Source organism: Caballeronia glebae (assembly GCF_001545035.1).
Lineage (GTDB): Bacteria > Pseudomonadota > Gammaproteobacteria > Burkholderiales > Burkholderiaceae > Caballeronia > Caballeronia glebae.
The window spans coordinates 1-20,407 of sequence record NZ_FCOJ02000037.1 but is presented as its reverse complement, the minus strand read 5'-3'; the positions used below and the strand labels follow the sequence as shown (position 1 = coordinate 20,407).

General features: G+C 63.8%; 17 protein-coding genes and 2 tRNA genes. 12 read left to right on the top strand and 7 right to left on the bottom strand.

The annotated features are described in order from the left end of the window. Positions 1-2,547, bottom strand: a complete 2,547-nt coding sequence (gene rnr / locus AWB82_RS23105; RefSeq protein ID WP_407643035.1) for a ribonuclease R — start codon at positions 2,545-2,547, stop codon at positions 1-3. 174 nt (positions 2,548-2,721) lie between these two features. Here rnr and AWB82_RS23100 point away from each other — a divergent pair. From AWB82_RS23100 to AWB82_RS23090, 3 genes are all read left to right on the top strand, one after another. Beyond that, positions 2,722-2,808, top strand: a tRNA-Leu gene (locus AWB82_RS23100). Between the two features lie 136 nt (positions 2,809-2,944). Next, a tRNA-Leu gene (locus AWB82_RS23095) sits at positions 2,945-3,031 on the top strand. Between the two features lie 352 nt (positions 3,032-3,383). Further along, positions 3,384-4,601 carry an MFS transporter gene (locus tag AWB82_RS23090; protein ID WP_086971362.1) on the top strand — a complete coding sequence of 406 codons (1,218 nt, stop codon included), beginning with the start codon at positions 3,384-3,386 and terminating at the stop codon, positions 4,599-4,601. A 51-nt stretch (positions 4,602-4,652) separates the two neighbouring features. Here AWB82_RS23090 and AWB82_RS23085 read toward each other — a convergent pair whose 3' ends face one another. Continuing rightward, positions 4,653-5,087, bottom strand: coding sequence for a hypothetical protein (locus AWB82_RS23085; protein ID WP_086971360.1), 435 nt, complete (start codon positions 5,085-5,087; stop codon positions 4,653-4,655). A 200-nt stretch (positions 5,088-5,287) separates the two neighbouring features. After that, complete coding sequence (locus tag AWB82_RS23080; RefSeq protein WP_200818189.1) at positions 5,288-5,863, bottom strand: hypothetical protein; 576 nt, start codon at positions 5,861-5,863, stop codon at positions 5,288-5,290. A gap of 274 nt (positions 5,864-6,137) precedes the next feature. Here AWB82_RS23080 and AWB82_RS23075 point away from each other — a divergent pair, with 274 nt between their 5' ends. From AWB82_RS23075 to AWB82_RS23035, 9 genes are all read left to right on the top strand, one after another. Beyond that, entirely contained in the window at positions 6,138-8,630 is a 2,493-nt protein-coding gene (locus tag AWB82_RS23075) for an acyl-CoA dehydrogenase (RefSeq protein ID WP_086971357.1), read from the top strand. 44 nt (positions 8,631-8,674) lie between these two features. Then, complete coding sequence (locus AWB82_RS23070) at positions 8,675-10,102, top strand: 3-oxoacyl-ACP reductase (protein WP_086971356.1); 1,428 nt, start codon at positions 8,675-8,677, stop codon at positions 10,100-10,102. 13 nt (positions 10,103-10,115) lie between these two features. Beyond that, on the top strand, positions 10,116-11,024 hold the full coding sequence (locus AWB82_RS23065; RefSeq protein ID WP_086971354.1) for a MaoC/PaaZ C-terminal domain-containing protein: 909 nt from the start codon (positions 10,116-10,118) through the stop codon (positions 11,022-11,024). After that, positions 11,021-12,316 (top strand): acetyl-CoA C-acetyltransferase, encoded by a 1,296-nt coding sequence (locus AWB82_RS23060; RefSeq protein WP_235023406.1) that lies wholly within the window; start codon positions 11,021-11,023, stop codon positions 12,314-12,316. Before AWB82_RS23065 ends, AWB82_RS23060 begins: the two co-directional genes overlap by 4 nt. A gap of 44 nt (positions 12,317-12,360) precedes the next feature. Then, positions 12,361-14,103 carry an AMP-binding protein gene (locus AWB82_RS23055; protein WP_086971351.1) on the top strand — a complete coding sequence of 581 codons (1,743 nt, stop codon included), beginning with the start codon at positions 12,361-12,363 and terminating at the stop codon, positions 14,101-14,103. Between the two features lie 15 nt (positions 14,104-14,118). After that, positions 14,119-15,006: a DUF1571 domain-containing protein gene (locus AWB82_RS23050; protein ID WP_086971350.1), complete on the top strand. Its 888-nt coding sequence runs from the start codon at positions 14,119-14,121 to the stop codon at positions 15,004-15,006. A gap of 194 nt (positions 15,007-15,200) precedes the next feature. Then, positions 15,201-15,443 (top strand): hypothetical protein, encoded by a 243-nt coding sequence (locus AWB82_RS23045; RefSeq protein ID WP_086971348.1) that lies wholly within the window; start codon positions 15,201-15,203, stop codon positions 15,441-15,443. 94 nt (positions 15,444-15,537) lie between these two features. Further along, a complete protein-coding gene (surE, locus tag AWB82_RS23040; protein ID WP_086971346.1) occupies positions 15,538-16,326 on the top strand; it encodes a 5'/3'-nucleotidase SurE in 789 nt (262 codons plus the stop codon). A gap of 89 nt (positions 16,327-16,415) precedes the next feature. Continuing rightward, a complete protein-coding gene (locus AWB82_RS23035; protein WP_200818188.1) occupies positions 16,416-16,880 on the top strand; it encodes a DUF2147 domain-containing protein in 465 nt (154 codons plus the stop codon). Positions 16,881-16,956: 76 nt separating this feature from the next. On the opposite strand, the gene AWB82_RS23030 is transcribed toward AWB82_RS23035, so the two are convergent. From AWB82_RS23030 to AWB82_RS23015, 4 genes are all read right to left on the bottom strand, one after another. After that, positions 16,957-17,346, bottom strand: coding sequence for a transposase (locus AWB82_RS23030; protein WP_086971343.1), 390 nt, complete (start codon positions 17,344-17,346; stop codon positions 16,957-16,959). A gap of 143 nt (positions 17,347-17,489) precedes the next feature. Further along, positions 17,490-18,587 (bottom strand): cell division protein ZapE, encoded by a 1,098-nt coding sequence (zapE, locus tag AWB82_RS23025; RefSeq protein WP_086971341.1) that lies wholly within the window; start codon positions 18,585-18,587, stop codon positions 17,490-17,492. 94 nt (positions 18,588-18,681) lie between these two features. Beyond that, on the bottom strand, positions 18,682-20,112 hold the full coding sequence (lpdA, locus tag AWB82_RS23020; protein ID WP_086971340.1) for a dihydrolipoyl dehydrogenase: 1,431 nt from the start codon (positions 20,110-20,112) through the stop codon (positions 18,682-18,684). An 87-nt stretch (positions 20,113-20,199) separates the two neighbouring features. Next, the coding region (locus tag AWB82_RS23015; RefSeq protein WP_200818187.1) for a 2-oxo acid dehydrogenase subunit E2 at positions 20,200-20,407 on the bottom strand (208 nt) is incomplete at its 5' end.

Sequence of the window (20,407 nt, the reverse complement as noted above, 5' to 3'; positions counted from 1 at the left end):
CTAACGTTTCTTGCGCGCCGGCCGCCCCTGCGGTGCCGACTTCGACGCCGCCCCGCGCTTCCTCGCCGCGCCGCCGCGCGGTCCCGCCGCGAGCGACGCGTCCTTCTTCGTGCCGCCACGGGCGCGCGTGCTCGGGGCATCGTCGTCGCCGAAGGGACGCACACGCGGTCCCGCCGCGCCCGCGCCGGCACCGGCCGCATCGACCGCACCCGCCAACGGACGCGGCGACGACGGCTTTACTGGCGTGTCGCGGACGAGCCGGAAATCGATCTTGCGCGCGTCGAGATCGACGCGGCCCACCTGCACGCGCACGCGATCCGACATCCGGTAGCGAATGCCCGTGCGCTCGCCGCGCAGTTCGTTCTTGATCTCGTCGTACTGGAAGTAGTCCGAGCCGAGTTCGGTCACATGCACGAGGCCTTCGATGAAGAGCGAATCCAGTTGCACGAAAATGCCGAACGACGTCACGCCGTTCACCATGCCGCCGTATTCCTCGCCGAGCTTGTCGCGCATGAAATAGCACTTGAGCCACGCTTCGACGTCGCGCGAGGCTTCGTCGGCGCGGCGCTCGTTCGAGGAGCAATGCAGCCCGAGTTCTTCCCAGATCGCGACGCTGTTGCGCGCGCGGCCACGCGCGGTGTCGTCGGCTCTTTGCATCTCGCGGGCCGCTTTCGTGAGACCGGTGCTGAGCGACACATCGTGACCGACGTCCGGCAGATACTTCTTGCCCTGCAGAATCGCATAAATCGCGCGATGCGTGAGCAAGTCGGGATACCGTCGAATCGGACTCGTGAAGTGCGCGTAAGCCTCATACGCGAGACCGAAATGGCCGATGTTGTCGGGACTATAGACGGCCTGCTGCATCGAGCGCAGCACCATAGATTGCAGCATCTGCGCGTCGGGCCGGTCGCGAATCTGCGCGATCAGCGCCGCGTAATCGCTCGCGTGAGGCTTCGCGCCGCCGGTCAGCGTCAAGCCGACGCCGCGCAGGAACACGCGCAAGTTCTCTAGTTTCTCTTCCGTCGGACCCGCGTGCACACGATACAAACCGGGGTGCTTGTTGCGCTTCAGAAAGTCCGCCGCGCAGACGTTCGCGGCCAGCATGCATTCCTCGATCAGCCGATGCGCGTCGTTGCGATGACGCGGCACGATCTGCTCGATCTTGCCCTGCGAGTTCACGACGATATACGTCTCGGTCGTGTCGAAGTCGATCGCGCCGCGCTTCTGACGCGCGGCATGCAGCGACTTGTAGACGCCGTAGAGGTTCTGCAACTGCGGCAGGAGATCGGCGCGCTTGGCCGCTTCCGGACCCTTCGTGTTAGTGAGCACGGCCGCGACTTCGGTGTACGTCAGGCGCGCCGCCGAATGCATCACGCCCGGATAGAACTGATACGCCTTGATCTCGCCGCGCGCGGTGATGACCATGTCGCACACGAGCACACAGCGATCGACATCGGGATTCAGCGAGCAAAGTCCGTTCGAGAGCTTCTCCGGCAGCATCGGAATCACGCGACGCGGGAAATACACCGACGTGCTGCGATCGAGCGCGTCGATGTCGAGCGCTTCGTTCGGCCGCACGTAGTGCGATACGTCCGCGATCGCGACCAGCAAGCGAAAGCCCTGGCCCCGTCCGACCGCGACCGGTTCGCAATACACAGCGTCGTCGAAATCGCGGGCGTCTTCGCCGTCGATCGTGACGAGCGGCACGTCGCGCAAATCGACGCGATGGCGGATGTCGACCGGGCGCACTTCGTCGGGCAGCTTCGCGGCAATCGCAAGCGCGGCGTCGCTGAACTCATGCGGCACGCCGTATTTGCGCACCGCGATTTCGATCTCCATGCCGGGATCGTCGATATCGCCGATCACTTCGGCTACGCGACCGAGCGGCTGCGAATGGCGGCTCGGGAAATCCGTCAGATCGACGGATACCACTTGCCCGACCTTCGCCTTCTTCGCATTCTGCGTGATGAGAATATCGTGCCCGATGCGCTTGTCTTCGGGCACGAGAATCAGCGCGCCGTTCTCGTTGACGAGACGCCCGATGATGCGTTTGTTGGCGCGGTCCGTCACCTCGACGATATGCCCTTCCGGCCGCCCGCGCCGGTCATAGCCGACGATGCGCGCAAGCACGCGATCGTTGTGCATGACCTTCTGCATTTCGCCATTGGGGAGGAATAGATCGTCCTGGCCGTCGTCGCGAATCAGGAAGCCGAAGCCGTCGCGATGTCCCTGCACGCGCCCCGCAACAAAATTTGACGGATGCGTGAGTTGATAGTGGCCGCGCTTGTCGAGGCGAATTTGCCCGTCGCGTTCCATGGCCGCCAGTCGCTTGAAAAACCCTTCGCGCTCCTGGCGCTTGATCGACAACGCCTCGGCGATGTCGTTCGCGGCATGCGGTGTCTCGCTCGTGCGCAGCACGCCGAGAATTTCTTCGCGGCTCGGAATCGGATACGGATATTTGCTCAAGGGCGTAGTCGTGTTTTTTCTCGTTGGACGGGACTTTTGCGGTGCTTTGCAACCAATAATGCGGCCATCGTTGCGGGCCATTCTAACACCCGTCTTTTAAGCGCCACGGACGCCTGAGGCCGACGCCGCACGCGCCGCGGCGCCTTCCTGACATTACACCGAAACGCTTGACAGGCACGTTGCGCTCGCTATAATGTCGTTCTTTGCTGCTGAACACTCAGTGAAACGCAGCGAATTGCAGTAACACGCACCCTTGCCCAGGTGGCGGAATTGGTAGACGCACTAGGTTCAGGTCCTAGCGGTGGCAACACCGTGGAGGTTCGAGTCCTCTCTTGGGCACCAGATGTTTGAAAAAGCCACCTTCGGGTGGCTTTTTCTTTTTGTGCGGAGACCGTGTTTTGTTTCAATTGAGTCGTACGACTTTTCGATTGACACGGCGTCCGTTCCCGCTAGAATAGCGGGCTCGCTGTACCCCTTGGCCCAGGTGGCGGAATTGGTAGACGCACTAGGTTCAGGTCCTAGCGGTGGCAACACCGTGGAGGTTCGAGTCCTCTCCTGGGCACCAAGGTCCCTCTTTCGCGAGACGCTCGTTTGAGCGCATCGCACGCAAAAACCCCACGCATCGTCGTGGGGTTTTTTGTTTTCCGCCTTCGTTTTCCATGCGACTTTCTTTCGTTTAATATTCGATCGTCTCCGCGTCGAACCAATAATGAATTAAATCCGTATTCTCCGATTCAGATAATAACGTGTCCTAAACCGACTAATCGGCACGCTTCGAACACACGATTTATCCGCGCGTATCCCCTATTCGCACGAAACGCCGTCACGCCCGGCTGGCGCGGGTTCGGCCGGTTCGTAAATTGCTGAGTCGCATTGCAACACTCGGCAATCGACTATTCGAAACGGAGAATTCGGCAATGACCTGGACACGCGAACAGAGAAACGTGACGATAGCCGCCTATCTGGGCTGGACACTCGACGCATTCGATTTTTTCCTGATGGTCTTCGTATTGAAGGACATCGCCGCCGAATTCAATACGAAAATCCCCGACGTCGCATTCGCGATCACGCTCACACTGGCGATGCGTCCCCTCGGCGCACTGATCTTCGGCCGGCTCGCCGACAAGTTCGGCCGTCGCCCGACGCTGATGATCAACATCGCATGCTATTCGTTGCTCGAACTGCTGTCCGGCCTCTCGCCGAATCTGACGACGTTGCTGATTCTGCGCGCCCTCTTCGGCATTGCGATGGGCGGCGAATGGGGCGTAGGCTCCGCGCTGACGATGGAAACCGTGCCGCCCTCGGCGCGCGGCCTGGTATCGGGACTTCTGCAGGCGGGCTATCCGAGCGGCTATCTGCTCGCGTCGATCGCTTTCGGCGTGGTGTATCCGCTCGTCGGCTGGCGCGGGATGTTCTTCATCGGCGTCGCGCCCGCGCTGCTCGTGATGTACGTGCGCGCGCACGTGCCCGAATCGCCCGCGTGGCGCGCCATGGAAAAGCGCCCGCGCCCCAGCCTCGTCGCGACGCTCAAGCAGAACTGGACTCTCTCGCTCTACGCGATCGTTCTGATGACGGCGTTCAATTTCTTCTCGCACGGCACGCAGGATCTCTATCCGACCTTCCTGCGCGAGCAGCACCATTTCGACCCGCATACCGTGTCGCTCATCACGATCACGTTGAATATCGGCGCCATTGTCGGCGGGCTGTTTTTCGGCGCGCTCTCGGAGAAGATCGGACGACGCGTGACGATTTTCATCGCCGCGCTGATCGCGTTGCCAGTGCTGTATCTGTGGGCGTTCTCGACGACGCCGGTCATGCTCGCAATCGGCGCATTCCTCATGCAGATTTCCGTGCAAGGCGCGTGGGGTGTGATCCCGGTGCATCTGAACGAAATTTCGCCGGATGAAATTCGCGCGACCTTCCCAGGACTCGTTTATCAACTCGGCAACCTGCTTGCGGCGGTAAACGCCACGATGCAGGCGTCCCTCGCGACATCGCACGACAACAATTACGGCATGGCGATGGCGATCGTCGCTGGCGTCGTCGCCGTGGTGATCGCGGCGCTGATCTTCTTCAGCCGGGAGCGCAGGGGCATCGATATGACCCGGTCCGCGCAGGAAGTGGGCACGGGATAGCCCCGCCGCATTCGGGTGCGCGGCGCGGCGTGCGATCCAGCGACGTCTCGCTTATCGCCCCTCGCCGCCGCCCGGAAAAGCAAGTATCCGCAGCAGGGAGTTCGTATTCTGAGGACGCAGCGCGACAAGGCCTTTCAGCTCCCTGCGATATCGATATGCCGTCGTCGCCGATAAGCTGACACCGCGCGAAACCGCCGCGACCGACGCGCCATCGTGCAACAAGGCCAACGCCTGGAATTTTCGCTTGAAATCGATTGGGCCCCGGACGTTACTATCCGGCGATGCCTCGACAATGCGAAATTCCTTGCCTATTTTTTTGGGTGCCGTCCAGTCCAGCCGAACGGACCGGTAGCTATAGCCTTCGGCTTCGTTGCTGAACAGATAAAGCTTGTTGTCGAAAATGTAGCTTCGGTCGATCGCGGCAACCTCTCTGAGTAGAGAGTTAATTTTCAGCTCGACTCGGTAAACGGATTTATTTAGGAACACTTACTCGCCTGATTGCCCCTTGTTCAGGGCCGGTAATTGCTGTCTACAGGAGACAACTGGTGTTTTGCGATCGTCGTGAGCGGGTTCGCCAACCTGATCACGACATTCCCACGGTTCTGGCTTTGCTTGAGCCAGGCCGGTACCGACACTCACCCGCGCGCTCGGACTTGCCGAAGATCGCGTGCGAGTGCTCGATCTTTTTATCTCATTTCCCCTCCGTCTCGAGCAGAAGATTCCGAATTGGCGCTGCCCACAATCCGACAAGCCGGACATGTCCCTTTCCGCTCGAATGTCGGCCGGCGAGTCAGTGGCAATCGGCTATCAAGATCGATGCCACCGGCAAGGTGCCGGACATCGAGCAACCTGTTTATCGTCGCTTCCGACATGTCCAGTTCTCGCCTGATGGCCTGCAGCGGCACGTTCCGCTGCAGAAAAAACAACGCCAGATATGTGGCGAGCGGTGTCGGCTCGCCTCTGCTGTCACGATATATGCCGCCTTCGTCGCGCACGGCCGACTCCCGGACGCTTTCGAGCAGTTTCAGATCGAGCGGAACGTGCAGATAACTCACCTCGCCGCTGCGACGGGCCAGCAAATAGAGCATATCGCCGGTGAGAAGCATCCAGTCCGAAATGCCCGATTCTTCCGGAATCGCCCCGATGTTTAGCCTGACTAAGTAATCTATTTTCTCCACTTTCAAAATATGCTCCGGCTCGCCACCGTAGGTGTGGCAGGTGGTCACAATGGAGGCTCTCCGTTGTGATTTGCTGTGGCGCATCCCGCGAAGATCGATCCACAGCGCCCTTTGACGCCCCGCCTATGCGGGGCATCAAAATCCTCCGAATTCGACTCGTCCGGCAAAACGAATCGATCATTCACTCTTTCGTTATTAAGATGAAAGATGAGACAAAAGCATAACCTCCGGATCCGACGTTTGAAGTAGATGCGTCTCAAAGAGGCTCACTTCCGAGGAACGGCTCTAATCGGACCGAACGCTCGTTTCTCTTCTGTGGCATGGTGTACTTCTAGTGTGGAAAGACTGGAGACTCGTGATGCCCGCCGTATACATCATCGCTTTCCTCCTGCTCGCCGGCACGCTCACGTTCCTGCAAGCGCGTGCGCTCGCGTGGCTCGTCGGGCTTGCCATCTGGGTGGCGGCCGGCGCGCTGATCGGCTTGACGGGCGCTATCACCGTCGCGCTGCTCGCGATCGTCTTCGTGCTTCCCGCGCTCGTGCTCGCCCTCGCACCGCTGCGTCGCGCGCTCGTCAGCCGCCGCGTGCTCGCCGTGTTTCGCAAGATCCTGCCGGAGATGTCGTCGACGGAACGCGACGCCATCGAAGCCGGCACCGTCTGGTGGGACGCCGAACTGTTCTCGGGCCGCCCGCAATGGGACAGCCTGCTCGCGCACGGCGCGCCGAAACTCACGCGCGAAGAGCAAAGCTTCATCGACGACGAATGCGCGCGTCTGTGCGAGTTGTCGAACGACTGGGATACGACTGCCATCTGGCAGGATCTGTCGCCGCAAGCGTGGGCCTACATCAAGGAACACGGCTTTCTGGGCATGATCATTCCGAAGCGATACGGCGGAAAAGCCTTCTCCGCGTATGCCCATTCGCAGGTCGTCATGAAGCTCTCGACGCATTCCTCGGCTGCGGCCGTCTCGGTGATGGTGCCCAATTCGCTCGGTCCCGCCGAACTGCTCCTGCACTACGGCACCGAGGAACAGAAAGACCACTATCTGCCGCGTCTCGCGCGCGGCGACGAAATTCCGTGCTTCGCGCTCACCAGCCCTTACGCCGGATCGGACGCCGCGGCGATTCCGGATATCGGCATCGTGTGTCACGGCGTGCACGACGGCCGCGAGACGCTGGGATTTCGCGTCACGTGGGAAAAGCGCTACATCACGCTCGGGCCAATCGCGACCGTGCTCGGCCTCGCCTTTCGCGCGCTCGATCCCGACCATCTGCTCGGCGATGACGAAGCGCCCGGCATCACCTGCGCGCTCATTCCGGCGAGCCATCCCGGCGTGAACATCGGACGGCGGCACTGGCCGCTCAACGCCGTGTTCCAGAACGGCCCGAACTGGGGCAAGGACGTGTTCATCCCGATGGAATGGGTCATCGGCGGACGCGCGCAAGTGGGCAACGGATGGCGCATGCTGATGGAATGTCTCGCCGCCGGGCGCGCGATTTCGCTGCCTTCGTCGAACGTCGGCATGGCGAAGCTCGCCGTGCGCGGCACCGGCGCGTATGCCGCCGCGCGCCGCCAGTTCCGCACGTCGATCGGCCGCTTCGAGGGGATTCAGGAAGCGCTCGGGCGCATGGGCGGCAATCTGTACGTGATGGACGCGGCGCGGCAGCTTTCGGCGCAGGCCGTCGACCTCGGCGAGAAGCCCTCGGTCATCTCGGCGATCGCGAAGTATCACATCACGGAACGCGCGCGCAAGGTGATCAACGACGGCATGGACGTCGTCGCGGGCAAGGGCATCTGCATGGGGCCGTCGAATTTTCTGGCGCGCGCGTATCAGCAGATGCCGATCTCGATCACCGTCGAGGGCGCGAATATCCTGACGCGCTGCCTCATCATCTTCGGACAGGGCGCGATCCGCTGTCATCCCTACGTGCTGAAGGAAATGGCCGCGACGCGCGAAAACGATCTGCGCGCGTTCGACGCCGCGTTCTTCGGACACGCGGGCTTTCTGGCATCGAACGCGATGCGCAGCTTCGTGTACGCATTCGGCGGCGGCGTGTTCAGCGCGAAGCCCGCGCGCGCCGATGCGCGTCTTTTGCCGTACTATCGCGCCGCCACGCGCCTGTCGAGCGCCTTCGCGCTGTTCGCCGACGTCTCGATGCTCACGCTCGGCGGCGAGCTCAAGCGCCGGGAGCGTCTTTCCGCGCGGCTCGGCGACATCCTTTCGCAGTTGTATCTGCTATCCGCGACGCTCAAGCGTTTCGAGGACGACGGCCGGCCCGAAAGCGATCTGCCGCTCGTGCGCTGGGGTGCGCAGGACGCTCTTTATCAGGCGCGCGTCGCGTTCGAAGGCTTGCTCGCCAACTATCCGAACCGCGCGGCGGCGGCGTTTCTGCGCGTCGTCGCGTTTCCGTTCGGCCTGCCGCACGCACCGAGCGCCGATGCACTCGGCAATGACATCGCGAAGCTGATGCAAACGCCCGGCGATGCCCGCGAGCGGCTCGTCGCGGGCTCGCATGTGTCGGCGTGCGTTGCCGACCCGATCGCGCGCGGCGAAAAGCTGCTTGCGCTCACGCCCGCCGTCGCCGCACTGGAAGCGCGTCTGCGCGACGCCGTCAAGACGGGCGACAGCGCCCCGCTGCCGCAGAGCCCGCAAGACATCCAGGCGTGGGCGCAAACGGCCGCGGCGCGCGGTCTCATCGACGAAAACGAGCGCGCGCTCGTGACCGAATGGGCCGCTCATGCGCGCGAGGCGGTGAAAGTCGATGATTTTTCCGCAGACTTCGGTATCCTCGAAGCATTGCAAAAGCGCAGCGCGGCGCTTGAGCGGCAGTTGCCCGAAACAATCGCCTGAAGCATCCAGACCCCGCCGCGCGCCCGACGACCGATCGCCAATCGATGAAAGACCGCTATCTCGACTTCGTCAATTCGCCCTTCGGCACGAGCATCGCACGTTCGCTCGGCCTCCCGCGTCCCGAGGTATTGCGCCGCCATCGCGCGGATCATGCCGAGTTCGGCGGCATGGCCGCGATCGGCGCGGGGCCGTCGCCCGCGCTCTTCGACGAGCTGATGGCTGTGCTGTCTGCCATCGGCATGACGGGCATCGCGCACGAGAGCGCGTCCGGCTGGCTGCCCGTCGCCGCGCGGCACGGCGCGATGAGCGGCCGCTTCGAGCCACGCGCGCGAGACGCATCCGCGAGCGACCGGGTCGAGGCGCTGATTTTCGATGCGACCGGCATCAACGAAAGCGCTCAACTCCATTCGCTCTACGCGTTCTTCCACGATGCGCTGCGCTCGCTCGCGAAGAACGGACGCATCGTGGTCATCGGGCGTCCACCCGCCACGCGCGCGAACGCGCCGGCCGCGACCGCGCAGCATGCGCTCGAAGGGATGGTCCGCTCGCTCGGCAAGGAAGCGCGCAACGGCATCACGTCGAATTTGCTGCGCGTGGCCGACGGCGCGGATATCGAGTCGGCGCTGCGCTTTTTCCTTTCGCCGCGCTCGGCCTACGTCTCGGGCCAGGTCGTATCCATTGATGCGCCCGCGGCCGCGCCGGAAAGCTGGGCGACGCCGCTCGCCGGCAAGCGCGCGCTCGTGACGGGCGCGGCGCGCGGCATCGGCGCGTCGATCGCGGCGGTGCTGGCGGAGCGCGGCGCGATCGTCACCGGTCTCGATGTCGACGCCGCCCGCGACGCGCTCGATCAGACCATGCTCGCGATCGAAGACGCGTCGCCCTCGGCCGGCGCGCACGCGGCGCTCGTCGCGGATATCGCCGCGCCCGAAGCGGCCGCCGAGATCGCGGCTGCGCTCGCCGCGTCGGGCGGCGTCGATATCGTCGTGCATAACGCGGGCATCACGCGCGACAAGACCATCGCGCGCATGACCGGCGAGATGTGGGACAGCGTGATCGACATCAATCTGCTGGCACAGGAGCGCATCGACGACGTCTTGCTCGCGCGCAACGTGCTGCGCGCGAACGGGCGCATCGTCGCGGTGTCGTCGATCAGCGGTATTGCGGGCAATCGCGGGCAGACCAACTACGCGACATCGAAAGCCGGCGTGATCGGCCGCGTGCACGCGATGGCGCCCTTGCTGCGCGAGCGCGGCGTCACGATCAACGCGGTCGCGCCGGGCTTCATCGAGACGCACATGACCGCGCGCATGCCCTTCGGTGTGCGCGAAGCCGGCAGACGGCTCAACTCGATGGGACAAGGCGGCTTGCCCGTCGATGTCGCCGAGACCGTCGCGTGGCTCGCGAGTCCGGGCAGCGCGGGCATCACGGGCAACGTGGTGCGCGTGTGCGGCCAAAGCCTCATTGGTGCGTGAGGAGACGACACGCATGCACGCACCGATCATGCCGCGCGCCCGCACCGTCGTCGTCGAAACGCTGCCGCCGCCCGCGAAGCTCTACGGGCGCGCGCTGCCCGCGCTTTTCAGGCGCGCGCGCTCGCCCGAGTTGCCCGCGCTCCGGCTCGTGCGCCCCAATGTCAGGCTCGACGCCGAACAGGTCGGCCGTTACGCGCGCGTGTGCGGGTTCATTCCCGAACATGGCGTGCCGCTCACGTTCCCGCACGTGCTCGCGTTCCCCCTGCATCTGATGATGCTCACCGATCCGTCGTTTCCGTGGTCCGCGCTTGGCGTCGTGCATCTGTCCAACAGCGTGTGGCTGCGGCGTCCGCTCGTGGCGGGCCAGGCGTTGCGCATCGAAGTGGAATGCGGGCCGCTCGTGCCGCATCAGAAGGGTCAGGCGTTCACGCTGCATACGCGCATCTACCGGCGCGGCGAGGCGGTGTGGGACGGCGACAGCGTTTATCTGAAGCGCGGCGTGCGCAGCGAGAGCGCCGCGCCTTCGATCATCGAGATGGCCGATGGCGCCGATCCGCGCGTCCCGCTGCTTGCCCGCGAAGCGCGCTGGCAACTTCCGCCGCAACTCGGCCGCGACTACGCGAAGGCGTCGGGCGACTTCAATCCGATCCATCTGCACGTGCTGACCGCGAAAGCGTTCGGCTTTCCACGCGCGATCGCGCACGGCATGTGGACGCTCGCGCGCACGCTTGCCGCGCTGCATCCGGTCAAGACGCTCGCCGCCGGTCACGCGCATGGCGACTTCAAGACACCGCTTTACATTCCCGGCGACGCGACACTCTGGAGCGCCGCGCCCTCGCCTCTCTCGCGCGCTTTCGAAGTGCGCGATCTCGCTGGCGACCGGCCGCATCTGCGTGGCCATTTCGAATGGGAGCTGCCATGAGCGAATCTCGTCGTGTCGCCATAATCGGCAGCAACCGCATTCCGTTCGCGCGCTCGAACACGGCCTACGCGAGCGCGTCGAATCAGGACATGCTGAGCTTCACGCTGCAAGGACTCGTCGACCGCTTCGATCTGCACGGCATGCGCCTCGGCGAAGTCGCGGCGGGCGCGGTCGTGAAGCATTCGCGCGACTTCAACCTGACGCGCGAAGCCGCCCTCTCGACCACACTCGCGCGGCAAACGCCCGCCTACGACGTGCAGCAGGCGTGCGGCACCGGGCTCGAAACGGCGATTCTGGTCGCGAACAAGATCGCGCTCGGGCAGATAGACGTCGGCATCGCGGGCGGCGTCGATACGGCGTCCGACGCTCCGATCGCGGTGAACGAGCGCATGCGCAAGATCCTGCTCGAAGCGAATCGGGGACGCTCGGCGACACAGCGCGTCGGCGCACTCGCGAAGCTGCGGCCCGGCATGTTCTTCAGGCCGCTCTTGCCGCGCAACGCGGAGCCTCGCACGGGCCTTTCGATGGGCGAGCACTGCGAACTGATGGCCAAGCGCTGGAAAATCTCGCGCGAGGCGCAGGACGCGCTCGCACAGGACAGTCACCGCAAGCTCGCGGCGGCCTACGGGCGCGGCTTCTTCAACGACCTGATGACGCCGTACAAGGGCCTTGCGCGCGACAACACGCTGCGTGCCGATGTGTCGCTCGACCAGTTGTCGGCGCTTACGCCCGTCTTCGATCGCGACGCGGGCACGCTCACCGCGGGCAACTCGACGCCGCTCACCGATGGCGCGTCGGCCGTGCTGCTCGCGTCCGAGCAATGGGCCGCCGAGCGCGGTCTGCCGGTGCAGGCGTTCCTGACCTTCTCCGCGAGCGCCGCCGTCGATTTTTTCGACCAGCGCGAAGGTCTGCTGATGGCGCCCGCCTACGCGGTTCCGTCGATGCTCGCGCGCGCCGGCCTCGCGCTGCCCGACTTCGATTTCTACGAGATTCACGAAGCATTCGCGGCGCAAGTGCTGTGCACGCTCGCCGCTTGGGAAGACGAAGAATATTGCCGCACCGCGCTCGGACTCGACGCGCCGCCCGGTTCGATCGACCGCGCGCGTCTGAACGTGAACGGCAGCTCGCTCGCGACGGGTCATCCGTTCGCGGCGACGGGCGGGCGTATCGTCGGCACGCTGGCGAAGCTGCTCGCGAACGCGCCCGCCCGCGCCGACGGCAAGCCGCTGCGCGGACTGATCTCGATTTGCGCGGCGGGCGGCCAGGGCGTCGTCGCGATACTGGAACGGTAGCCGGATACATCGGCGCAAAAAATATAAGCCGACGGAGACACCACATGAGCCCGGGACAGGCAGCGCCGCGCGGGGCTTCGGAGACGCACGCGACGGACGGCATCTGGTACGCGTCGTATCCGCCGGATGTCGCGCGCGAAATCGATCCTTCGCGTTATCGCTCGCTCGCGCATTTCTTCGACGAGTGCGTCGCGCGGTTTCACGATCACGTCGCGTTCGTGAGTCTCGGCTCGGAACTGAAGTTCGCGACGCTCGGCGAGAAGGCTCACGCGTTCGCGTCGTATCTGCAGAGCATCGGTGTTGCGCCCGGCGATCGCGTCGCGCTGATGATGCCCAACACGCTCGTCTATCCCGTCACGCTCTTCGGCACGCTGCTCGCGGGCGCAATCGTCGTCAACGTGAATCCGCTCTATACCGTGCGCGAGCTCGGCCATCAATTGAAGGATAGCGGCGCGCAAACCGTCGTCGTGTTCGAGAAGTTCGCGAAGACCGTGCAGGACGCGCAGCCCGGAACGCGCGTGCGCAACATCGTCGTGACCGGGCTCGGCGATCTGCTCGGCAACGGCCTCAACGTAAAAGGCCGCGCGATCGATCTGTTCCTGCGTCATGTGAAGAAGGAGGTGCGCGCCTATGCGCTGCCCGACGCCGTGCGCCTGCCGCAGGCGCTCGCGCGCGGCGCGCGGCACAAGTTCGAGCCGGTGCGCATCGGTCACGGCGATATCGCGTTCATTCAATACACCGGCGGCACGACGGGCGTCGCAAAGGGCGCGATGCTCACGCATCGCAACGTGATCGCCAATCTGCTGCAGGCGCTCGCGTGGGCGGGCGGACGGCTTGTCGAAGGCGAGGAGACCGTCGTCACGCCGTTGCCGCTTTATCACATCTATTCGCTCACGGTAAACGCGCTCGCGTTTCTGGCGATCGGCGCGCGCAACGTGCTGATCGTCAATCCGCGCGATATCGACGGCCTCATGCGCGCGCTGCGTCACGAAAACTTCACGGCGATCACCGCGCTCAACACGCTCTATAGCGCGCTCATGGACAATGACGCATTCCGCCAGCGCGATTTCTCCGCGCTCAAGCTCGCGATGGCGGGCGGCATGGCGACTCAGCGCGTGATCGCCGAGCGCTTCAGGGCGATGACGGGCCAGACGCTCGTCGAAGGCTACGGCTTGACCGAATGCTCGCCGCTCGTCGCCGCGACGCCGCTCGACGTGCACGGCGATAGCGCTTTCGACGGAACCATCGGCGTGCCGGTGCCGTCCACGTTCGTGCGCCTGCGCCGCGATGACGGCGCGTGGGCGAACGTCGGCGAAGCGGGCGAGCTTTGCGTGCAAGGCCCGCAAGTGATGAAAGGCTACTGGAACCGGCCCGACGACACGGCGAAAGCCATCGACGCGAACGGCTGGCTCGCGACCGGCGACATCGGCGTGATGAATGCGCGCGGCATCATCCGGCTCATCGACCGCAAGAAGGACATGATGATCGTGTCGGGCTTCAACGTGTATCCGAACGAAATCGAGGACGTGCTCGCGGCGCATCCGAAAGTGCGCGCGGTCGCGGCCGTCGGCGTGCCCGATCCGGTGACGGGCGAGCGCGTGAAGGCGTTCGTCGTGCGTCGCGATGACACGCTCACGGTGGAAGAACTGCTGAAGTTCGCCCGTTTACACCTGACCGGCTACAAAGTGCCGTCGTATGTCGAGTTCCGCGACGCGCTGCCGCTCACGCCGATCGGCAAGGTGCTCAGACGCGAATTGCGCGATGCCGAATCGAAATCGCAGGACTGACTCTCGGAGATATTCATGCCGCGCACGCGATGCCGCCGGGCTCCCGACTTGCGTTTCGCTTGCGCGAGCGTCTTGTGTCTCGCGCTCGCGCTCGCGCCTTTGGCTACGCGCGCCGATACACCCGAGGACGCTGCGCGCATCGGCGGTCTGGACGTCGAGCAGCAAGTGCAATGGCTGTCGCAATCGGCTGCGAGCGGCGGGCTCGCGAAACTCGACGACGCGCAACTCGTCGCCCTCTTTCGCTCGCTCGACGCGCGTACATTGCCGCGCTATCTGCAGGAAGGCCTGCACGATTTCGATTCTTACGAACTCACGATGCGCCGGCGCGAGCGCATCAAGGGCAAGTGGCCGACGCGCGCGGATCACATGCTCGTGCGCGTCACGCGCGAGCCGCTGCGCATCTACGCGAAATGGCTGCCCGATGGCGCGCACGCGGGCCAGGAGGTCATCTACGACGATTCCAGGCGTCCCGACCAGCTTTACGGTCATCTCGGTGGCTTTCTGGGCGTCGTGCCGATCTGGGCGTCGGTGAACGGCGCGCTCGCCCGCGCGCAGTCGAATCATTCGATTCGCGAACTCGGCGTCGATGCCGTCACGCAGCGCTTTATCGACGAAGGGCGCAAGTTCGCCGACGCGGGGATCACGAAACCGTCGAATATCGAGGTGAAGACCGTCGACGGACTGCGCGTGGTGGCGCTTACGTATGAAACGGCTGAAGGCCAGCCGACCTTCTACGCAAAAAAAGAAGTGCTCGGACTGGACCTCGACCGGCCGGTTTTTCGCACGCTGGAGTCGTTCGACAACGACGGCGAGATTTTCGAAAGCGTCGTGTTCGAGCGCATCGAAACCAAACCCTTCGACGACCTGACGTTCGACCCGAATAATCCCGACTATCGGTTCTAATCGAAACGCCAATGAAATGCCCGCTGAGTTCGTGACATCGGGTGTAACAACTGGCCGCGCGTGCAAAAGCGCATTTTAAGTTTCGCCTAAGAGTCGGCCGATAACCTGCCCGGATTCCATCGACATCGAGGTCCGCGTTCAGGCTTCACGCCGGAAGCGCCGCACATCGTCATGCAAACTTGAGGACATCGTTCATGAACCTCCGCCGTCCGGCTTCCGCACCCGTGCGGGCCATCAAGAAGCTTCTCAGCCATCACGAAATCGCCACGCTGCTCTTGTTGATGCACGCGCCCATCGACGTGATGGCGGCCACGCCCGATGTCGCCTCGCTGCAGGAATACGGCTATGTCGAGATCGTGTCGCCGGACGCCGGCGCCTCGAAAGTGCGTTTGACCGAGGACGGCAACGCGGTGCTGCGTGGCCTCGGCGTCAAGTAAGGCCTCGCACTGGCGCGGGCGGCGGACGCCCGAAAACGCGAACTCTGCAATAATCGGCCGATACTTTTCATCACCGACCAAGGAGTGATTCGCGATGTCCGCCCTCTCACCTATCGTGCAGCGTGTGCTCATCACCAACGACGACGGCATCGACGCGCCCGGCCTCGCCGTGCTCGAAGCGGTCGCCGCCGAACTCGCGCACGAAGTCTGGGTCATCGCGCCCGAGCACGACCAGAGCGGCACGTCGCACTCCATCAGCCTGCATTCGCCGCTGCGCATCTCGCGTCAGGGCGAGCGGCGCTTCGGCGTGCAAGGCACGCCCGGCGACTGCGTCGTGATGGGCGCGCGCCACATCATGAAAGACGCGCCGCCCACGCTCGTGCTGTCCGGCATCAATCGCGGCGCGAATCTCGGCGTCGAGACGATGTTCTCCGGCACCGTCGGCGCGGCAATGACCGGCCTTCTTCTCGGCCTGCCGTCGATCGCGCTCAGCCAGACCTTCACCGACCGCGAAAACGTGCGCTGGGATACGGCGCGCGCGCTGGCGCCGGGCGTGATCCGCGAGTTGCTCTCGATCTCTCACGACGCGCCCACGTGCCTGAATGTCAACTTCCCCGATTGCGATGCGTCCGCCGCCGGCCCGCTCACGGTGACGCGACAAGGCGTCGGACTCGTGGATGGCATCGACGTGTTGCCGCTCGTCGATCCGCGCGGCATCGACTATCACTGGCTGCGATTTCAGCGCAGCGCGCGCCCGAATTCGCCCGATAGCGAGACGGCGGTGGTCGGGTCCGGCCGCGTGTCGGTCACGCCGCTGCATTTCGATCGTACCGACGAGCGCACGTTCGCCACGCTCGAAGCGGGTCTGAAGCGCGGCGTCTGAGTGCCACTCCGCGCGCGTCTAGAACGGTTCCTCCCAGACGTGAACGATTGCTTTCTCGTATGCTCGATCGTTCACGACAAGGAGGCGACATGACCCGTTTCATCGGCTCGCGCGGCGCGCGCGTGACGCTCGGCGCGCTTTGCGCCACCTTCGCGGCGAGCGTATTCGCGCAAGCGGCGACGCCCGTCGGCACGTGGCAGACCATCGACGATCACACCGGCAAGGCGAAAGCGATCATCCAGATCGCCGACGACGGCAGCGGCCAGTTGTCCGGCAAGGTCGTGCGCGGCATCGGCGAGTTCGATCATCCCGACAAGCGCTGCACGGCCTGCACCGACGATCGCAAGGATCAGTTGGTCAAGGGCATGACGATCATCACCGGAATGCGGCAGGACGGCGATGCGTGGGACGGCGGCCAGATTCTCGACCCCGAGAGCGGCAAGCTCTACAAATGCAAGATGAAGCTCGAAGACGGCGGGCAGAAGCTCGTCGTGCGCGGGTATGTCGGCGTGTCGTTGCTGGGACGCTCGCAGACCTGGCTACGCCAGCAATAGGCTCGTATAAAGACAAAGCCGGTCGAAGACGAATCTTCGACCGGCTTGGCTCATCTCGCGAGCGTGCTCGACGAGATCATGCGGCGCGACGATGTTGCGTGTCGCCTTGCGCATCGGCGGGCAGGTTCGCCTCGTCGAGCTGGATTTCCCCCGGCACGCGCATGCGCGATGTCATCAACGCATAGAGCGATTCTCCGGCCGGCCCGAACAACTGCGTCATGACGCGCAGCAGGACGCCCGTCTCGTGCCACGCCTTGAAACGACGATGGCACGTCTGATACGAGGGATATTTGCGCGGTAGCGTGGACCACGACGCCCCGCTGTACATCACCCAGAGCACACCGTTGAGCACGGCGCGGGTATTGGCGAGCGGCCGGCCCCGCAGCTCCGAACGCGGACGCAGTTCGGGAAGCAGCGGTGCAACCATCTGCCATTCTTCGTCGGACATGTCGCGATAGGGCTTCACGGTAGATTCTCCAATTTGCTGACTGATAACCGATATCGACGATACCGAGTACCCGAAAGCCCGCAAATCAGAGTGGTCCGAATCTTGAAATAGTCTTCAAAGCCTTGTGCTAACTGGCTAGCCGCAGATTTTTGATTCTCGTATTAGGTTAACGAAATATCGGTGACGCGCCGTGGCGCCTCCAGATACTCTTTCGACTGCATTTCGACGATGCGCGACACCGTGCGGGCGAACTCGTTGGCCATCGGCCCTTCCACGTAAAGCTCCTCCGCAGGCACGGCCGCCGACATCAGAAGCTTCACCTTGTGGTCGTAGAACACGTCGATGAGCCACGTGAAGCGGCGCGCTTCGGACGCCATGCGCGGCGTCATTTGCGGTACGTCCGCGAGGATCACCGCATGAAAACGATTCGCCAGTTCGAGATAGTCGTTTTGCGAGCGCGGCCCGCCGCACAGTGTCGCGAAGTCGAACCACACGACGCCGTCCGCCTTACGCATCGCCTTGATCTCGCGCTTTTCAATGTGCAGGATCGGGCTTTCGTCGGGCACGGCCGCGAGCTTGGCGAAGTCGGCGCGCAACGCCTCGCTCGCCGCCGCGCCGAGCGGCGTGTGATACGCCTTCACTTGCGAGAGCGTGCGCTTGCGATAATCGGTGCCAGCATCGACGTTGAGCACATCGAGATGCTCCTTGATGAGCTCGATCGCAGGCAGAAGGCGGTCGCGATGCAGCCCTTCCGGATACAGCGCGTCGGGCTGGTAATTGGAGGTCATGACGAACTGCACGCCGGCCTTGAAAAGGCGGTCGAGCAGGCGATACAGAATCATCGCGTCGGCGATATCGGAGACGTGGAACTCGTCGAAGCAGATCAGCCGATAGCGCTTGGCGATGCGTTTCGCGAGCTCGTCGAGCGGATCGGCCTGCCCTTTCAACTCTTCCAGTTCGCGATGCACTTCGCGCATGAATTCGTGGAAATGCAGACGCGTCTTGCGCTGCACCGGCACGACCGCGTAAAAGCTGTCCATCAGGAAGCTCTTGCCGCGCCCGACGCCGCCCCACATGTAGACACCGCGCGGCAAATCCGGACGCACGAGAAACTTCTTGAGCGCATTGGAGCGGCGCGCCTTGTACGCGACCCATTCCTCATAGCAGCGCTGCAGACGCGCGACCGCCGCGAGTTGCGCCTCGTCCGATTGATAACGCCGCGTGCGCAGTTCGTTTTCGTAGTATTCGGTGACGTTCATGATGCCGCGTCGTATGTGCTTGAAAGTGACGAAGGCGAGCGGTTCGATCCGCTCGCCTTCGTTGCGATGCTTTACTGCCCGAAGCCGAGCCGCCTTACATGTTCAGCGCACGCTTGTCGACGGCGAGCGCCGCTTCACGCATCACTTCCGACAGCGACGGATGCGGATGGCAAATGCGGCCGATATCTTCCGACGCCGCCTTGAACTCCATCGCGACGACCGCTTCGGCGATCAGATCCGACGCGTCCGCGGCAATGATGTGCACGCCGAGGATTTCGTCGGTCTTCGCGTCCGCGATCATCTTGACGAAGCCTTCAGCTTTGCCAATGCCGAGCGCGCGGCCGTTCGCCATCATCGGGAACTGGCCGGTCTTGATCTCGCGGCCTTCGGCCTTGAGTTGCTGTTCCGTCTTCCCGACCCACGCGATTTCCGGTTCCGTGTAGATGACCCACGGCACGCAGTTGTAATCGATGTGCGGCTTCTGACCGTCGATGATCTCCGCCACCGCCACGCCTTCGTCTTCTGCCTTGTGCGCGAGCATCGGGCCGCGCACGACGTCGCCGATCGCGTACACGTTCGGCACGCTCGTCGCGCAATGATCGTCCACGTCGATGAAACCGCGCTCGTTGGCCTTCAGGCCGATCGCTTCGAGACCGAGGTTGTCCGTGTTCGGCACGCGGCCGATCGACACGATCAGGCGATCCGCTTCCAGCGTTTGCGCGTTGCCCGCGTTGTCCGTGTAAGCGATGGACACGCCGTTGCCCGCGGTCTTCACTTCGCCGATCTTCACGCCGAGATGAATGTCCAGACCCTGCTTCTTGAACTGCTTCGCGGCTTCCTTGGCGAGCGCATCGTCCGCTGCGCCGAGGAATTGCGGCAGCGCTTCGAGCACGGTCACGTCCGCGCCGAGACGCCGCCACACCGAGCCGAGTTCGAGGCCGATCACGCCTGCGCCGATCACGGCGAGCTTCTTCGGCACGGAATCGAACGACAGCGCGCCTTCGTTGTCGGCGACCAGCTTGTTGTCGACCGGAATGTTCGGCAGATGACGCGCCTTCGAACCCGTCGCGATGATCACGTTCTTCGCCGTGACGACTTGTGTCTCACCTTCGCCCGACACTTCGATCTGCACGCCGGAAGCATTCTTGCCGGCGAACTTGCCGTGACCCTGGAGCCACGTGATCTTGTTCTTGCGAAACAGGAACTCGATGCCCTTCGTCATCTTCTCGACGATGCCGTCCTTGCGCGCGAGCATCTTCGTCACGTCGAGCTTCACGTCCGACACGCTGATGCCGTGATCGGCCAGATGCTTCGACGCATTCTCGAATTCTTCCGACGACGCGAGCAACGCCTTCGACGGAATGCAGCCCACGTTCAGGCACGTGCCGCCGAGCTTCAATGCGCCTGCCGGGTTCTTCCACTTCTCGATACACGCAACGGTCTTGCCGAGCTGCGCTGCGCGAATCGCCGCGATATAGCCGCCAGGGCCCGCGCCGATCACGACGACATCAAATTCCTTGGACATGACTTTCCTTGTGTGAACTCCGCTCTTGCGGAGACGCCTCGAAGGGCGCGCGCGAGCCTATCGCGCGCGCCGAGGCAACAATGCCTGTTACAGGTCCAGCAGCAGACGGGCCGGATCTTCCAGCGCATCCTTCATCGCGACCAGCGACAGCACGGCTTCGCGGCCGTCGATGATGCGGTGGTCATAGGACAGCGCGAGGTAGTTCATCGGGCGGATCACGATCTGGCCGTTTTCGACGACCGCGCGTTCCTTCGTCGCGTGCACGCCGAGAATCGTGGACTGCGGCGGGTTGATG

Bases quoted from the DNA above. Each gene is read 5' to 3' on its own strand.
- rnr (WP_407643035.1), bottom strand. From the start codon at position 2,547: ATGGCCCGCAACGATGGCCGCATTATTGGTTGCAAAGCACCGCAAAAG.
- AWB82_RS23090 (WP_086971362.1), top strand. From the start codon at position 3,384: ATGACCTGGACACGCGAACAGAGAAACGTGACGATAGCCGCCTATCTG.
- AWB82_RS23080 (WP_200818189.1), bottom strand. From the start codon at position 5,863: ATGCGCCACAGCAAATCACAACGGAGAGCCTCCATTGTGACCACCTGC.
- AWB82_RS23075 (WP_086971357.1), top strand. From the start codon at position 6,138: ATGCCCGCCGTATACATCATCGCTTTCCTCCTGCTCGCCGGCACGCTC.
- AWB82_RS23070 (WP_086971356.1), top strand. From the start codon at position 8,675: ATGAAAGACCGCTATCTCGACTTCGTCAATTCGCCCTTCGGCACGAGC.
- AWB82_RS23065 (WP_086971354.1), top strand. From the start codon at position 10,116: ATGCACGCACCGATCATGCCGCGCGCCCGCACCGTCGTCGTCGAAACG.
- AWB82_RS23060 (WP_235023406.1), top strand. From the start codon at position 11,021: ATGAGCGAATCTCGTCGTGTCGCCATAATCGGCAGCAACCGCATTCCG.
- AWB82_RS23055 (WP_086971351.1), top strand. From the start codon at position 12,361: ATGAGCCCGGGACAGGCAGCGCCGCGCGGGGCTTCGGAGACGCACGCG.
- AWB82_RS23050 (WP_086971350.1), top strand. From the start codon at position 14,119: ATGCCGCGCACGCGATGCCGCCGGGCTCCCGACTTGCGTTTCGCTTGC.
- AWB82_RS23045 (WP_086971348.1), top strand. From the start codon at position 15,201: ATGAACCTCCGCCGTCCGGCTTCCGCACCCGTGCGGGCCATCAAGAAG.
- surE (WP_086971346.1), top strand. From the start codon at position 15,538: ATGTCCGCCCTCTCACCTATCGTGCAGCGTGTGCTCATCACCAACGAC.
- AWB82_RS23035 (WP_200818188.1), top strand. From the start codon at position 16,416: ATGACCCGTTTCATCGGCTCGCGCGGCGCGCGCGTGACGCTCGGCGCG.
- zapE (WP_086971341.1), bottom strand. From the start codon at position 18,587: ATGAACGTCACCGAATACTACGAAAACGAACTGCGCACGCGGCGTTAT.
- lpdA (WP_086971340.1), bottom strand. From the start codon at position 20,112: ATGTCCAAGGAATTTGATGTCGTCGTGATCGGCGCGGGCCCTGGCGGC.